The sequence below is a fragment of the Massilia sp. Root133 genome (assembly GCF_001426525.1).
Classification (GTDB): Bacteria; Pseudomonadota; Gammaproteobacteria; order Burkholderiales; family Burkholderiaceae_D; genus Telluria; species Telluria orientalis.
On record NZ_LMEW01000012.1, the window covers coordinates 393,647 to 408,088 of the forward strand.

Below are 14,442 nucleotides of genomic sequence, written 5' to 3' on the forward strand. Positions count from 1 at the left end.
ACAATGATAGACATCCAACTCCTCCGCAAAGACATCGACAACGTCGCCGCGCGCCTCGCGAGCCGCAAGTACCAGCTCGACGTCGCCGGATTCAACGCCCTCGAAGCCGAGCGCAAGGCGATCCAGACGCGCACCGAGGAATTGCAGGGCAAGCGCAACTCGCTGTCCAAGCAGATCGGCATGCTGAAAGGCAAGGGCGAGGACACGAGCGCCGTGATGGCGGACGTGGCCGGCATCGGCGACGAGTTGAAGGCCAACGAGACGCTGCTGTCCCAGGTGCAGGACAAGCTGGCCCAGTTCATGGCCGCGATCCCGAACCTGCCGCACCCGTCCACGCCGGTGGGCCAGGACGAGTCGGGCAACGTGGAAGTGCGCAAGGTGGGCACGCCGCGCGCTTTCGATTTCGAAGTGAAGGACCACGTCGACGTCGGCAGCCCGCTGGGCCTCGATTTCGACACCGCGACCAAGCTGACGGGCTCGCGCTTCGCCGTGATGAAAGGCGGCATCGCCCGCCTGCACCGCGCGCTGGCGCAATACATGCTGGACACGCACACGGGCCAGCACGGCTACACCGAGTGCTACACCCCGTACATGGTCAACGCGGATTCGCTGCGCGGCACGGGCCAGCTGCCGAAGTTCGAGGAAGACCTGTTCGCCGTGAAAAAGGGCGGCGCCGAAGGCGAGGGTGAGAATTTCTACCTGATCCCGACGTCGGAAGTGTCGCTGACCAACATGGTGCGCGACGAGATCGTCGCGCTTGACACCCTGCCGATCAAGATCACGGCCCACACCCCGTGCTTCCGCTCGGAAGCGGGCAGCTACGGCCGCGACACCCGCGGCATGATCCGCCAGCACCAGTTCGACAAGGTCGAGCTCGTGCAAATCGCGCATCCGGAACAGTCGTACGACGCGCTGGAAGAGATGGTGGGCCAGGCCGAGACGATCCTGAAGAACCTGGGCCTGCCGTACCGCGTGATGCAGCTGTGCACGGGCGATATGGGTTTTTCCGCCGCGAAAACCTATGACCTGGAAGTGTGGCTGCCGGCGCAGAACACGTACCGCGAGATCTCGTCGCTGTCGAACTGCGAAGATTTCCAGGCCCGCAACATGCAGGCCCGCTTCCGCAACGCCAAGGGCAAGCCGGAGCTGCTGCACACGCTGAACGGTTCGGGCCTGGCCGTGGGCCGCACGCTCGTCGCCGTGCTGGAGAATTACCAGCAGGCGGACGGCAGCGTCGTCGTGCCGGACGTGCTGCGTCCGTACATGGGCGGGCTGGAGCGGCTGGTTCCGGCGGCGTAATCAAATAGCCCTTCCGTTTTCGCGGGAGGCCGTCTATAATGCGGCCTCACGCGCACAAGCGACCGGTTACCAGGAGAGGTGGCAGAGTGGTCGAATGTACCTGACTCGAAATCAGGCGTACGGGTGACCGTACCGTGGGTTCGAATCCCACCCTCTCCGCCAAGATTAAAAACAAAAGGCTCCCATCGGGAGCCTTTTGTTTTTGGTGGAGAGAGCAGGGCGCCTGCGCGCCCTGCGCGGTGGGATTCGAAGGACTGGGCTTGCGAGCCGGATTGAGCTGCGCTCAATCCTCTTCGAATCGCCCATCTGCCGTCCGCAACGCGGACGGCCCCGCGCGCCGAGGGCGCGCGCTGCAAAGCCCGCAAAGCCCGCGCCGCTAACACAGCCTCCAAAAATCCTTCAACAATCTGCATATTGCTAGCAATTTTCCGCCAATAGCTATCCGCAAGGAATAAGACTTTTCTACCCTGCAGGTTTATCAGAAATACCTGGAGGAGATCCATGAAAGCCTTGTCCACGCTGTCTGCCGCATTGCTCGCGGCGTTGCTCGCCGGTTGCGGCGGTGGCGGCGGTTCCGCATCGCCGGCGACCGCGCCGGTTGCCGTCACGCCAGCACCCGCTCCCGCACCCGCACCGGCGCCCGCACCCGCACCCACGCCCGCACCGACCGCAGGCACATACCCAAGCTACAACACGAATCCCCTCCCGGCCGACATGTCGGGCATGTCGCACGACGCCCGGCAGATCGCGGCATCGGTCCGCATCGGCTTCAACATCGGCAACACGATGGAAGCCATCGGCGGCGAAACGGCCTGGGGCAATCCGCTGATCACGAATGAGCTCATCCAGACCGTCAAGAAAGCCGGCTTCAACGCGATCCGCCTGCCCGTGGCGTGGGACCAGTACGCGGACCAGAAGACGGGCCAGATCAGCGCCACCTGGCTCGCCCGCGTGAAACAGGTTGTTCAGTATTGTGTCGACAACGATATGTACGTTCTGGTCAACATCCACTGGGACGGCGGCTGGTTGGAAAAGAACATCACGCCCGAGAAGAAGGATGCCGTGAATGCCAAGCAGAAGGCATATTGGGAACAGATCGCGACCACGCTGCGCGATTTCGACGACCACGTGATGTTCGCCAGCGCCAACGAACCGGCGACGGGCAACGAGCAGAACACCGACGTGCCGACGCTGAAAACGGCGGTCGCCGTCCTGCAGAGCTATCACCAGACCTTCGTCGACGCCGTGCGCTCCACTGGCGGCCGCAACGCCTACCGCGTGCTGGTCGTGCAGGCCCCGGAGACGAATATCGACCTGCTGGTGAAATACATGCCGACGCTGCCGGCCGACAAGGTGGCTGGCCGGATGATGGCCGAGATCCACTTCTATGCGCCATTCAATTTCGCGCTGATGAACAAGGATGAATCCTGGGGCAAACAGGCTTATTACTGGGGCGCGGGCAACCACTCGACGACGGATACCGACCGTAATCCGACGTGGGGCGAGGAAGACTACGTCGATGCGCAATTCGCCAGCCTGAAGACGGCATTCGTCGACAAGGGCATTCCGGTCCTGCTCGGCGAATTCGCTGCCCAGCGTCGCACGAACCTGACGGGCGACTCGCTGGCGCTGCACCTCAAGTCGCGCAACTACTACCACACCTACGTCGTCAAGAAGGCCCGCGCCAACGGCGTGCTGCCGTTCTTCTGGGACGTCGGCGCACCGGACGACCAGTCGGGCAGCATCTTCGACCGCCGCACGTACCAGGTGCGCGGCCAGGCGACACTGGATGCGTTGATGGCGGGCCTCGCACCCTGATTGCGCTAGACTGGCGGTCATGAAAACCGCCATCTTCAGCACCCGTCCGTACGATAAATCGATGCTGTCGGACGCCAACCGGGAAGCCGGCCACGACCTGCGCTTCCTGGAAGACCGCCTGACGCCGTCGACGGTCGCGCTCGCCGCAGGCTGCGCGGCCGTCTGCGTCTTCGTCAACGACGCTGTCGACGCAGAGGTCCTCGCGCTGCTCGCCCGGCAGGGCACGCGCCTGGTGGCGACGCGCTCCACCGGCTACAACCACATCGACGTTCCCGCGGCGGAGCGGCTCGGCATCGCCGTCGTGCGCGTGACCGACTATTCGCCGCATTCGGTGGCGGAATTCGCGGTGGGCCTGCTGCTGGCCGTGAACCGCAAGATCGCCCGCGCGAGCGCCCGCACGCGCGACGGCAACTTCGACCTGCACGGCCTGATGGGCTTCGACCTGCACGGCAAGACCGTGGGGGTGATCGGTACGGGCAAGATCGGCACGATCTTCGCCCGCATCATGACCGGCTTCGGCTGCACGGTGGTCGGCCATGACCGCTACCCGTCGCCCGCGTTCGAGGCGCTGGGCGGGCGCTACGCCACCATCGACGAGCTGCTGGACTGCAGCGACGTCGTCTCGCTGCACTGCCCGCTGACGGAAGAGACGCGCCACATCGTGAACGCGGCATCGCTGGCGCGGGCGAAGCGGGGCGGCATCCTCGTGAACACGAGCCGCGGCGGGCTGGTCGACACGGAGGCCGCGATTGCCGCGCTGAAGACGGGGCAGCTGGGCGGCCTCGCGATCGACGTGTACGAGCAGGAAGCGAGCCTGTTCTTCCAGGATCTGTCGTCGACGATCATCACCGACGACGTGATCCAGCGGCTGGTGTCGTTTCCGAACGTGATCGTCACCGGGCACCAGGCGTTTTTCACGGTGGAGGCGATCGGGCAGATCATGCGGACGACCATCGAGAGTTTGACGGCGTTCGAGCAGGGGAGGGAGCTGGTCAACCTCGTTCGTGAGTAAGGAGCGGAACTGCGCGCTTTGCAGCGCGCGCCCCCGGCGCGCGGGGCCGTCCGCGTTGCGGGCGGCAGATGGGCGCTTCGGAGAGGATTGAGCGCAGCTCAATCCGGCTTGCAAGCCCAGCCCTTCGAATCCCACCGCGCAAGGCGCGCAGGCGCCTTGCTCTCTCCGCCAAAACAAAAAAGGCCCCGATGGGGCCTTGTTTGTTCTGGCGGAGAGGGTGGGATTCGAACCCACGGTACGGTCACCCGTACGCCTGATTTCGAGTCAGGTACATTCGACCACTCTGCCACCTCTCCTGGTAACTTTTATCATGCGGTCGTTTCGCGTGAGGCCGAATTATAGACGGTGGGTAAGAGAATCGCAAGCGTCGCCTGTGTGTCTTGCAAACCCACCCCCCGCAGGGAGGGACTACCCCCCGATAACCCGATCGGAGTATTGTCCGCCCACCCCATCCGCGTAACACTTCCTCCATCGAAATTTAACCTTTCACCGACTGGAGAAGTCAATGCCCGCCACCCGCGTCGTCGTCACCGGCTACGGAGCCGTCTCCGCATTAGGAGAAAGCGTCCCGGACATCTGGAACGCGATCATGAATTACCGCGTCGGTTACCAACTGACCGAATTCCCCGACCCCAAGATCCACGCCCGCTACTTCAGCTTCATGGAAGACAGGCGCCAGCGCTACGCCGGCTTCCCGAAAGCTGTGCTGAAAATGCTGCCGACGTTCGCGAAGAACGCCTTGATCGCCTCGCGCGAAGCGATGCAGATGGCCTTCGGCAGCGCCGACGATGTGCAGCAGTTCGCGACGTCCCCGTTCGACGTCGGCGCCATCATCGGCACGGGCTGGGGCGGCATGGACTCGGTCAACGACAACAACAACGATTACCGCGAGAGCGGCCTGTCGTCGTCGTTCGCCACCCTGATGTCCATGCACAGCATCGCCACGGCCGCCGTCGCGCTGAACTGGAACCTGCGCGGCTACCAGAACACGCCGGTCGCCGCCTGCGCGACGGGCACCATCGCCATCGGCGACGCGTATCAAGTCATCAAGTCCGGCCGCGCGAAGGTGATGCTCGCCGGCGGCAGCGAATCGCTGAAGGAGACGTTCAACGTCTGGTCGATCGACGTCATCCAGGCGCTGAGCAAGGAACAGCACGACGTGCGCCGCGCCTGCTGCCCGTTCAGCGCACGGCGCAGCGGCTTCGTGCTGGCCGAAGGCGCGGCCGTGCTGTGCCTGGAAGAGCGTGAGCATGCGCTGGCGCGCGGCGCCACGATCCTCGGCGAGATCACGGGCTACGGCAATTACTCGGACGCGTACGACATGACGGCGCCCGCCGACGACCTGCGTGCACGCCACATGGCGGTCGTGCAGGCCGTCGGCCAGGCACCGCAGCGCATCGGCTACATCAACCTGCACGGCACGTCCACGCCGATCAACGACGTCAACGAGACGAACACGATCAAGTCGGCGTTCGGCGACGGCGCGGCCGGCATCCCGATGTCGAGCACCAAGTCGTACACGGGCCACCTGATCGGCGCGGCCGGTGCGCTGGAGACGATCTTCTGCCTGAAGACGCTGGAGACGGGCATCATCCCCGCCACGATCCACATGGACGAAGCCGATCCCGCGTGCGACCTCGATTACACGCCGAACGAACACCGGCAGGTGGAACGGATCGACGCGGCCCTCAACGTCAGCTTCGGCTTCGGCGGTGCCAACAGCGCCCTCGTCGTCGAGCGCGCGTAAGGAGAGGGCAATGCAGACCGCACAACACCTGGCCGCCGCGCCGACGCCGCTGAACCTGTCGTTCGACATGCCCGCGGTGGAGCAGTGGGCGCAGTTTTCCAGCGACCGCAATCCGATCCACTTCGACCTCGCGCACGCCAGGGCGGCCGGCCTCGATGCGCTGATCGTCCACGGCATGCTTGCGATGATGCCGATGAAGGAAGCTGCGGCGCAGGCCGTCGCGCCGGACGGCTGGATGAAGTTCCGCACCCTGCTGCGCAACCCCATCGCGCACGACCGCGACGTCGTCTTCACGACCAAGCCGGCGGCCGGCGGCATCGCGTTCCGGCTCCACGGGATGGACGGAAAAGCCGCGGCCGGCAAGCTCGAACACTTCCGCGGCACGTACGGGCGCGCGGGCGACCCGTCGGGCCAGCTGCAGGGCGACACGCCGCGCGGCAAGCCCTTGGAACGCGCCCATCTCGACCGCTTCTTCGCCACGTACCCGCACGTGCGCGAGCGCTGGATCGCGCTTGACGCCGTCGTGTTTTCCGAATTCATGCGCTCGCGGCTGCACGTCCTCGAACGCCTGGCGCACGCCCACATGCTGCGCCTGTCCGGCGGCGCGCCGGCGTCGCGGGTCGTCGTGCAATCGAGCCACACGGTCACGTTCGACGCGGCGTTCTTCGATGCGCCGCACGATGCGGACCAGTGGAATCAACTGCATCACGCCTTGCTCACGCCCGAATTGCTCGCCAGCGGCAATCAGGTCGGCGGCGTCGTCGCGCTGCCGGTCCTGTGTGCGGGCCGTCTCGTCATGCTGGTGGAAGTCGGCCTGGTCGCCAGGTTCGACACCGATATCCCTAACTAATCAACGGAGGTAACAAATGAATGTAGCCGAATTCCTGCAGGATGCGATCGTGGAACTGAAGGACGTCGACGAGTCGGCGCTCGTCCCGGCGCTGACGTTCGAGGAACTGGAACTGGACAGCCTGGATTACGTGGAAATCCAGCTGCGCATCAAGAAAAAATTCAAGGTCGAGATCACGCCGGACCTGTTCGCAGCGGGCCAGTTGAAGAACCTGGGCGACCTGTACGCCTACATCGAGGCGAACCAGCCGCAGGCGGCGGTGGCGTGATGACCGGCCAACCGCCCATCATCCCGCTCAGCCCGCGCGGCCGGCTCGGCGTGGAGACCCTGATCGAAAAATCGCATGCCGCGCCCATGGACCTGAACCAGGTCGTGCCGTGGCGGACGGGTGTCGATCGCCAGGGCGTGCCCAAGAAGATGGAGCACTGCTGGATCTACGGCACGCCGTGGTTCGACGCGCTGACGGACGCGCAACGCCACGAGGTGCTGTGGCTGGAAAACGCGCGCGACGTGTCGATGTTCATCCTGCTCGAACAGACGCTGCCGCCCCTGTACATGGGCTACCTGAATGCCCACGCGGATGCGCTGGCGCCGGACGTGCGCGAATACCTGATGATCTTCTCGAAAGAGGAAATCATGCACACGCTGATGTTCCGGCGCTATATGAAGGTGGCGCGGCTGCCCCTGTTCGGCGCACCGGACGGCCTGCACGAGATGCTGACCGTGCAGCTGCCGAAGATGCATCCGGTGGCCGGCATCATCGCGACCTTGCTGCTCGAATGGGTGGCCGAGCTGTCGGCGATGTTCGTGTCGCAGGACGACGTCGTCGAGCCGCTGACGCGCGAGATGTTCTACCAGCACCACCTGGAGGAGGCGCGCCACATCGCGTTCGGCCGCTGGGTCGGCGAGTCGTTCTTCGAGCATGCGCCGGACGAACAGGCGACGCAGATGCGCCAGATGATGCGCGGCCTGATGGCGCGGCTCGTCCCGCAGTTCACGTACAACCCGGAGATCGCGCGCCACACGTCGTTCGCGTTTCCGATCGCCTGCGGCGACCAGTCCGCGATCGACGCCGTGCGCTACTCGGAACGGAGCCTGGCGCTCAACGACAAGCGCTTCGCGCCGCTGTACGCCTGGCTGCGCAAGGTGGGAGTCTCGTGATGGACGCCGGCAGCCGTTGGGACGCGATCTGCGTCGGCGCCGGCATCACCAGCCTCGCGTTCGGCGCGCAGGTAGTGAAGCGGCATCCCGGCGCGCGCATCCTCGTCATCGACAAGCACGGCGTGCCGGGCGGGTATGCGACCGTGTTCCGGCGCCCGAAGGCGGGCGCCGCCTTCGACTGCAGCCTGCACAAGCTGAGCGGCATGGGGGAGGGCGGCAATCTGCGCCGGATCTTCGCCGACCTCGGGCTCGACGGGGAACTGGGCCTGAAGGTGCCGGCCGATTATTTCGAGGCTTGCCTGCCCGGCGGGTCCATCCGCTTCGGCAACGGCGTCGATGCCTTCCGCCAGGCGTTGCAGGACCGCTTCCCGCACGAGCGCGCGGGCCTGGACCGCTTCTTCGACGAGGTGGCCGTCCACGGCCGCAACGGCTACCACCAGTTCCAGATGATGGACGGAACCTTCGAGCCGGACTTCGCGCAGCTGCGCTACGCTCACAAGCATTTGAAACACGTGACGCTGGCGCAGGCGCTGGCCGAACGCATCAACGATCCGTGGCTGCGCGAGATCCTCGCCGCCACCGGCATCTACGTGGGGGGCTTCGCGGAAGACCTGGGCTACCTGTACTTCCTGCACGTGGTGTACGCGACGCTCACGCAAGGCAATGCCTACGTCGAAGGCGCGTCGCAGCGCCTGTCGGACGTGCTCGCGCGCCGCATCGTCGCGGCCGGCGGCCAGGTGCTGCTGGGGACCGCGGTCCGCAAGATCATCGGCGACGACGCCGGCAAGGTACGCGGCGTGACGACGGCGAAAGGCGATTTCTACGCGGACCGCGTGTACCTGAACGCGGCGCCGCACTACGCGCTGCGCACCCTGTTCGACGACCAGCCGGCGTTGGGCCCCGTATGGCGCAAGCTGGACAACCTGAAGCCGTCGCGCTCGACGACGACCGTGTACCTGACGACGGACGCGGCGCCGGCGGACCTGGGCCTGTCCAGCACGGAGACGATGGTATTCGCGTGCGGCGCCGACGCGAGCCGCGCGGCACGCGCAGGCTGCGCAAGCGACGAGGCGTGCGAGCGGGCCTACTGGCGCGACAGCGTCATGGAGGTCACGAACTACCACGCGCTCGATCCGGACGGCGGGCGCATCGTCTGCCTCAACGTGCTGGATGCGATGGCGCACTGGCCGGAGCGCCGCTCGCCCGCGTACAAGCTGAAGAAGGCACGCGCGCTGAACGTGCTGCTCGAGCGGTTGTATGCCGCGAAACCGGGCTTGCGCGGGCATGTCGTGTACACGGAAGTGTCGACGCCGCGCACGTACGAGCGTTTTACCAACAACACGGACGGCGCCGGGTATGGCGCGATGGTGGGGACGGACTTGTCCGGCCACGTATTCCACCACGCGTTCCCGATCGCGGGCGTCCATTTTCTCAGCGCCTGGGTCGCCGGCCCCAGTTACGAGGCGGCATTCGGGTATGCGGAAATGAAGGCGAAACAATGGGCAGCTTAGTCGCTCGTGTATCGGGAGGCGTCCTGATGCGCACGTTGTTCAAGCCCGTCTTCGGCTGGCGCGGCGACGGCCTCGCGGGCCTCGAACCGTTCGTCCACACGAGCACGGACGGCAGCTGGCTGGCCGGCGCGGTCTACACGAGCCGGCGCGTGCCGGCACGGGGCGTCGTCCTGCTGTGCCACCCGTTCCTCAAGTACGGCATGCACTGGTTCTTCAACCATGGCTACCACGCGTGGCTGGCCGACGCGGGCTACCACGTCGTCGGTTTCGACTTCAAGGGCTTCGGCCGCAGTACGGTGGACGGCATGTCGTTCGCGGAAGACGTCGTCGCGCTGGGCGAATGGACGCACGACACCTGGCCGGGCCTGCCCGTGCACGTGCTGGGCGCGTCGTTCGGCGCCTTCCACGTGCTGCACGCCATCGCGACGGGCCGCACGGCGTTCGCGTCGGTGCTGTGCGACAGCGTGCCGGCCACGGTCGCGCGCTTCTTCGGCGGCGGCGTGACGGGTGCCGTCATGCGCGGCATGAGCACGAGCCGCTGGGCCGATGCGACGGGCACGCGCCCCATCTTCCGCTCGCTGCCGCTGCCGCACGACTTGCCGCGCCTGTTCCTGTTCGGCGGGGACGATCCGTTCATCACGCAAGCCGAGGTGGCCCATCTGCGCGACCTCTGCGGCGCGAGCAGCGTGCGCGTGTATCCGGACTGCGGCCACCTTGACGCGCGCAAGGCATTCCCAGGCGCCTACCGCGGCGCCATCCTCGATTTTCTCGATCATTCAACTTCAGGCAAGGACTGTCATTCATGGATTCGAACGCAGTAAAGAAACAGTGGGTACTGGTCACGGGCGGCACGCGCGGCATCGGCCGCGGTCTCGTCGCCGCCTTCTGCGCGGCCGGCTACGACGTCGTGTTCACCTACCAGCGCTCGCACGAGGCGGCCGCGACACTCGTGCGCGAGATGGCGGACGCCGGCGCGCACGCGGCGGGTCACTGCTGCGACAGCGCGGACGAGGAAGCCGTCAACGCGCTGGCGCGCGGGCTGCTCGTGGAGCGGGGGGCGCCGCATGCCGTCGTCAACAACGTCGGCATCACGCGCGACGCGGTCCTGATGCGCATGAGCCGCGAACAGTGGACGGACGTCGTCAACGCCAACCTGAACGCCTCGTTCTACGTCACCCGCGCCTTCGCGCATGCGATGGTGGAAGAGGGCGACGGCGTGATCCTGCAGATGTCGTCCGTGTCCGGCTTCAAGGGCAACGTCGGGCAGACGAATTACTCGGCCACGAAGGCCGCGATGATCGGCATGACCCGCTCGCTCGCGCTGGAACTGGGCCGCTTCAACGTGCGCGTGAACGCCATCGCGCCCGGCTTCATCACGACCGAGATGACGGCGGAGATCCCCGAAGCGAAGCTGAAGTCCCTCGGCGCCGGCATCCCGCTGCGCCGTTTCGGCTCGGTGCGCGAAGTGGCGTCGCTCGCGACCTACCTGGCCTCGACCGATGCCGCCTATATCACGGGCCAGACGTTCGTCATCGACGGCGGCCTCACCGCGTGAACGGGAGGCAGCGTGACGTATGTCGTGACCGAACCCTGCATCGGCTGCAAGCACACGGACTGCATCCAGGTGTGCCCGGTGGACTGTTTCCATGAAGGCGCCAACTTCCTCGCCATCGACCCGGAGCGCTGCGTCGATTGCGGGTTGTGCGAAGTGGAGTGTCCCGTCGGGGCCATCGTGGCGGAAAGCGAGCTGGCGCCGGACCAGCTCCACTGGCTGGCGCTGAACGACGACCTGGCGCGGCGCTGGCCACCCATCACGCAGCGCAAGCCGGCACTGCCCGACGCCGCCGACTGGGCCGCGCGCACGGACAAGCTGGCGGAGCTCATGCGCTGATGCCGATTTCCCCCCACGGATGTGGCATGCGCGCCGGGTCGCGATGGCGCATCCTTGCGGCCATGAACTCACCCATCGAACATCGCATCCTCGCCCTGTTCTCCGCCTGCCAGGGCATCGCCTCGCGCAGGGGCTTCATGGACGACGTGTATCCGCTGCTGCAACGGATATTGCCGCACGAGCGCTTCGTGTGCGGCATCGCAACGGTCGCCCCGGTGGCCGTGCTGGACGTCGTCGATGCCGGCTTTCCCAGTGAGTTCGTCGACGGCATCGTCGACGGGCGCGGCCGCATCGCGAGTCCCGTGATCCGCCGCTGGCTGATGGACGACGCGCCCGTCTATTTCGACGAGGCCGCGCGTGCCGCATTCGTCGAGCCGGAAGATGCCGCGTGGCTCGCGTCGTTCCGCCGGCACGGCATGCGCAACATGATGGCCCACGGCGTCAAGGACCTGCACGGCGGCGCGACCAGTTACTTTTGCTTCGCGGGCGTGGCGGACGGCGGGGAAGAAAAGATGCGGCTGCTCCAGCTCATCGTGCCGCACCTGCACGCCGCGCTGCGCACGCACTACCGGCTCAAGGTCCGCGCGCAGGAGGTCGAGCTGTCGTCCCGCGAGCGCGAAGTCCTGCAGCTGGTCTGCGTCGGCAAGACCAACGAAGCGATCGGCACCATCCTCGGCATCAGCCCGTGGACGGTCAAGGTCCATGTGCGCAACTTCATGGCCAAGCTGAACGTCTCGACGCGCGGGCATGCGGCGGCGATGGCGATGAAGAACGGGCTTGTGACCATCTAGCGCATGAGTCGTCGTTCCCGCGGAGGCGGGAACCCAAGTGCTGCGTGCATCGCGATAACGCGTGCAAATTGGGTCCCCGCCAAGGGGACGCCTAGTCCGGGGACGACGGTTTCAGGGCTGACTAGCTCAGTTCACGCAGGCGGCCCCGCACGATGCCGGCCAGCGTCTGCACCGCGAACACCGCGATGACAAGCGTGGCGATGCCGAGGATGAGCAGTGCAATGCCATCCATCACCGGGCTGTCCACCACCGCCGCGTAACGCAGCGCGGTCACGGCCGACGCGGCGAGCGGGAAGCTGGCGGCCCACCACGCGACGCGGAACGGCGAGCAGGCCGGCAGGTGCACGAGGCGCGCCAGCAGCACCGGCAGCAGGAACAGCATGATCATGACGAGACCTTGCGCGAACGCGTCGACGTGGCCGAACGTGGTCGTGTAGGCCGAGTAGCCCACCGCGAAAGGCGCCAGCAGGATCAGCAGCGACGGCTGCAGCGCGGGCGGCAGCGGGTCTTCCGTGATGAGGCGCGACAGCAGCATTGCCAGCAGCGGCAGCGCGAAGAACAGGCCGACGGCGAGGCCGAACACCATCACGCCATGCAGGCCGTCCCAGCGCAGCGCCGGTGCGGCCAGCGGGATGTCGAGCATGCCCACGACCGGCACGATCCACGCCGGCGCCACCTGGGCCGGCGTATGGCGCACGGACAGCCAGCGGGTGACGATGGCCCACGCGAACACGGTCATCCCGACGGCGCCCAGCACCCAAGCGAGGCGGGCCAGGCCCAGGCTGGCGTCGGCCAGCAGGAACGGCAGCAGCAGGAGGCTGATGAGCGGCGTGCCGAACAGATTGCCCCCGACCGGATGGGAGAACTCGGCGCGCACCGTGGACCAGCCGGCGGCGGCCTTGATGCCGTAGGCGATGGCCAGCACGGCGAAGGTGACGATGGCGAGGGCGCCGATGGCCTGGCCGACGACGGCCGGCGCGCCGTACGCCTGGTGCGCGAGGCGCCAGGCGACGGCCAGGCCGGTGAGACCCATCACGGCGCCGAACAGGCCGACGGGCAAGTATGAGAGGGTGGTCGATGCCGCGGGTGCGGCGGCGACGGCGGGACGTGCGGCTTCCATGATCGTCTCCTTGTAAGGGCGCTGCATGGAAGCCATTCTGGGGGCGCGGCGCGCGGGCGGCCATGCCCGGATGCCGCAGCGTTTTGCCCGATCGTCTCGACCGTGCAGGTACTTACCCGCGGCGGATGGCGTGCAGCCACACGGCCGCGATGCGCTCCACCTGTTCGTAGCCTTCGCAGCCGAGCTGGCCGCCGAAGACGTCGGGATCCAGCTCCTCGTACGACCAGCCGTCCGTGTCGGCATCGAGGCGTTCGCGGATGGCGGCGAGGAACGGGTCGGCACCGTCGACGATGGCCACGCCCGTGTACAGCAGCAGGCTCCCGCCGGGATGCAGCCGGTCCAGCGCCGCGTGCACGATGCGGATCGACAGTTCGGCGCCGTGCGTGCCGCCGCCGTGGCGGTACGTCAGCTCGTCCGGGTCGAGGATGTACGGCGGGTTCGACATGATGAGATCGAAGCCGCCTTCGATCCCGTCGAGCAGGTCGCTGCGGCAGGGCACGACGTTGTGCGCCCCGTTCAGGCCCGCGTTGACCTCCGCGAGCGCCAGCGCGGCCGGGTTGATGTCGGCCGCGTAGACGGTGGCGTCGGGACAGCGCAGCGCCAGTTCGATCGCGCCCGGACCGGCGCCGGCCCCGATGTCGACGGCGCGCCGCACCGCACGGCGCAAGCCCCCGGGCGCACCGAGGACGCGCTTGAGGGCGCTCGTGTAGCGGTACGTGTCGGGACCGAAGAACACGGCGTCCTCGTCGGAGGTGGGCCAGGCCGAATGAAAGTACAGGTGGTCGCCGATGGTCGAGGCGCGCACGCCGGCACGCCAGCCGTCCGCGCCCTCCGGGACCGCCAGGCCGGCCGCGCGCAGCTGGCCGGCCATGGGCTCGGGCAGCACGTCCGCGCGGTATGGCCGGCTCCAGCCGAACACGCCGCGCAGGTCGTGCGCCCAGGCATTTTCCGGACGATTGTTGACCCGGCGGTGCGTGGCGGGGGTGACGGTCACGAAACGGTAGCCGGTGGCCTGTAGACTGCGGCCGAGCGCGGCCAGCGCGTCGTGGTGGGCGAAGGTGGGGGCGGTCGGGGTCATGCGCGGAGCTTGCACCGCGCTTGCCCGCGCGTCCGTACGCAGGCGCACAGAGACGTGGACAGGCTGTCATGCACCCCGGATCTGCCATATGGCATGATGCGGCTTATGTGAAAGTTCGAACAGATGCGGCCGCGCGCCGTATGCACAATGGACGGGCTGATGCA

At 66.9% G+C, this 14,442-nt stretch carries 14 protein-coding genes and 2 tRNA genes; 13 read left to right on the forward strand and 3 right to left on the reverse strand.

The annotated features are described in order from the left end of the window. The first annotated feature begins 3 nt into the window (after window positions 1-3). From serS to ASD28_RS12465, 4 genes are all read left to right on the forward strand, one after another. Window positions 4-1,299: a serine--tRNA ligase gene (gene serS / locus ASD28_RS12450; RefSeq protein WP_056127753.1), complete on the forward strand. Its 1,296-nt coding sequence runs from the start codon at window positions 4-6 to the stop codon at window positions 1,297-1,299. 72 nt (window positions 1,300-1,371) lie between these two features. Further along, window positions 1,372-1,461 (forward strand) — tRNA-Ser (locus tag ASD28_RS12455). A 339-nt stretch (window positions 1,462-1,800) separates the two neighbouring features. Continuing rightward, window positions 1,801-3,117 (forward strand): glycoside hydrolase family 5 protein, encoded by a 1,317-nt coding sequence (locus tag ASD28_RS12460; RefSeq protein ID WP_200949086.1) that lies wholly within the window; start codon window positions 1,801-1,803, stop codon window positions 3,115-3,117. A gap of 19 nt (window positions 3,118-3,136) precedes the next feature. Continuing rightward, the gene (locus ASD28_RS12465) at window positions 3,137-4,129 is read left to right on the forward strand and encodes a 2-hydroxyacid dehydrogenase (RefSeq protein ID WP_056127756.1); all 993 of its coding nucleotides are present in this window, start codon (window positions 3,137-3,139) and stop codon (window positions 4,127-4,129) included. A gap of 206 nt (window positions 4,130-4,335) precedes the next feature. Here ASD28_RS12465 and ASD28_RS12470 read toward each other — a convergent pair. Further along, window positions 4,336-4,425, reverse strand: a tRNA-Ser gene (locus ASD28_RS12470). Between the two features lie 209 nt (window positions 4,426-4,634). Between ASD28_RS12470 and ASD28_RS12475 the strand changes: the two genes are divergently transcribed. The 9 genes from ASD28_RS12475 to ASD28_RS12515 all read left to right on the forward strand — a co-directional run bounded on the left by ASD28_RS12475 (window position 4,635) and on the right by ASD28_RS12515 (window position 12,080). Beyond that, window positions 4,635-5,876 (forward strand): beta-ketoacyl-[acyl-carrier-protein] synthase family protein, encoded by a 1,242-nt coding sequence (locus tag ASD28_RS12475; RefSeq protein ID WP_056127759.1) that lies wholly within the window; start codon window positions 4,635-4,637, stop codon window positions 5,874-5,876. A gap of 10 nt (window positions 5,877-5,886) precedes the next feature. Continuing rightward, entirely contained in the window at window positions 5,887-6,726 is an 840-nt protein-coding gene (locus ASD28_RS12480) for a MaoC/PaaZ C-terminal domain-containing protein (protein WP_056127763.1), read from the forward strand. Between the two features lie 16 nt (window positions 6,727-6,742). Then, window positions 6,743-6,994, forward strand: coding sequence for an acyl carrier protein (locus ASD28_RS12485; RefSeq protein WP_056127766.1), 252 nt, complete (start codon window positions 6,743-6,745; stop codon window positions 6,992-6,994). Beyond that, on the forward strand, window positions 6,994-7,887 hold the full coding sequence (locus ASD28_RS12490) for a diiron oxygenase (RefSeq protein ID WP_056127769.1): 894 nt from the start codon (window positions 6,994-6,996) through the stop codon (window positions 7,885-7,887). Before ASD28_RS12485 ends, ASD28_RS12490 begins: the two co-directional genes overlap by 1 nt. Continuing rightward, window positions 7,887-9,398 carry an NAD(P)/FAD-dependent oxidoreductase gene (locus ASD28_RS12495; RefSeq protein WP_056127772.1) on the forward strand — a complete coding sequence of 504 codons (1,512 nt, stop codon included), beginning with the start codon at window positions 7,887-7,889 and terminating at the stop codon, window positions 9,396-9,398. Before ASD28_RS12490 ends, ASD28_RS12495 begins: the two co-directional genes overlap by 1 nt. Before the next feature lie 26 nt (window positions 9,399-9,424). After that, window positions 9,425-10,219, forward strand: coding sequence for an alpha/beta hydrolase (locus ASD28_RS12500; RefSeq protein WP_056127775.1), 795 nt, complete (start codon window positions 9,425-9,427; stop codon window positions 10,217-10,219). Continuing rightward, on the forward strand, window positions 10,201-10,953 hold the full coding sequence (fabG, locus tag ASD28_RS12505; protein WP_056127777.1) for a 3-oxoacyl-ACP reductase FabG: 753 nt from the start codon (window positions 10,201-10,203) through the stop codon (window positions 10,951-10,953). Before ASD28_RS12500 ends, fabG begins: the two co-directional genes overlap by 19 nt. A gap of 12 nt (window positions 10,954-10,965) precedes the next feature. Then, entirely contained in the window at window positions 10,966-11,289 is a 324-nt protein-coding gene (fdxA, locus tag ASD28_RS12510; protein ID WP_056127780.1) for a ferredoxin FdxA, read from the forward strand. 62 nt (window positions 11,290-11,351) lie between these two features. Beyond that, entirely contained in the window at window positions 11,352-12,080 is a 729-nt protein-coding gene (locus tag ASD28_RS12515; protein WP_160408585.1) for a LuxR family transcriptional regulator, read from the forward strand. Window positions 12,081-12,201: 121 nt separating this feature from the next. On the opposite strand, the gene ASD28_RS12520 is transcribed toward ASD28_RS12515, so the two are convergent. Further along, window positions 12,202-13,200: an SLAC1 anion channel family protein gene (locus tag ASD28_RS12520; RefSeq protein ID WP_056127785.1), complete on the reverse strand. Its 999-nt coding sequence runs from the start codon at window positions 13,198-13,200 to the stop codon at window positions 12,202-12,204. Between the two features lie 112 nt (window positions 13,201-13,312). Further along, window positions 13,313-14,278 (reverse strand): class I SAM-dependent methyltransferase, encoded by a 966-nt coding sequence (locus ASD28_RS12525; protein WP_056127788.1) that lies wholly within the window; start codon window positions 14,276-14,278, stop codon window positions 13,313-13,315. Window positions 14,279-14,442 lie beyond the last annotated feature (164 nt).

What these genes read in the sequence shown, in the direction of transcription:
- ASD28_RS12515 (WP_160408585.1), top strand. Translation starts at nt 11,352, where the DNA reads ATGAACTCACCCATCGAACATCGCATCCTCGCCCTGTTCTCCGCCTGC.
- ASD28_RS12490 (WP_056127769.1), top strand. Translation starts at nt 6,994, where the DNA reads ATGACCGGCCAACCGCCCATCATCCCGCTCAGCCCGCGCGGCCGGCTC.
- fabG (WP_056127777.1), top strand. Translation starts at nt 10,201, where the DNA reads ATGGATTCGAACGCAGTAAAGAAACAGTGGGTACTGGTCACGGGCGGC.
- serS (WP_056127753.1), top strand. Translation starts at nt 4, where the DNA reads ATGATAGACATCCAACTCCTCCGCAAAGACATCGACAACGTCGCCGCG.
- ASD28_RS12495 (WP_056127772.1), top strand. Translation starts at nt 7,887, where the DNA reads ATGGACGCCGGCAGCCGTTGGGACGCGATCTGCGTCGGCGCCGGCATC.
- ASD28_RS12465 (WP_056127756.1), top strand. Translation starts at nt 3,137, where the DNA reads ATGAAAACCGCCATCTTCAGCACCCGTCCGTACGATAAATCGATGCTG.
- ASD28_RS12485 (WP_056127766.1), top strand. Translation starts at nt 6,743, where the DNA reads ATGAATGTAGCCGAATTCCTGCAGGATGCGATCGTGGAACTGAAGGAC.
- ASD28_RS12475 (WP_056127759.1), top strand. Translation starts at nt 4,635, where the DNA reads ATGCCCGCCACCCGCGTCGTCGTCACCGGCTACGGAGCCGTCTCCGCA.
- ASD28_RS12480 (WP_056127763.1), top strand. Translation starts at nt 5,887, where the DNA reads ATGCAGACCGCACAACACCTGGCCGCCGCGCCGACGCCGCTGAACCTG.
- ASD28_RS12460 (WP_200949086.1), top strand. Translation starts at nt 1,801, where the DNA reads ATGAAAGCCTTGTCCACGCTGTCTGCCGCATTGCTCGCGGCGTTGCTC.
- ASD28_RS12500 (WP_056127775.1), top strand. Translation starts at nt 9,425, where the DNA reads ATGCGCACGTTGTTCAAGCCCGTCTTCGGCTGGCGCGGCGACGGCCTC.
- ASD28_RS12520 (WP_056127785.1), bottom strand. Translation starts at nt 13,200, where the DNA reads ATGGAAGCCGCACGTCCCGCCGTCGCCGCCGCACCCGCGGCATCGACC.
- ASD28_RS12525 (WP_056127788.1), bottom strand. Translation starts at nt 14,278, where the DNA reads ATGACCCCGACCGCCCCCACCTTCGCCCACCACGACGCGCTGGCCGCG.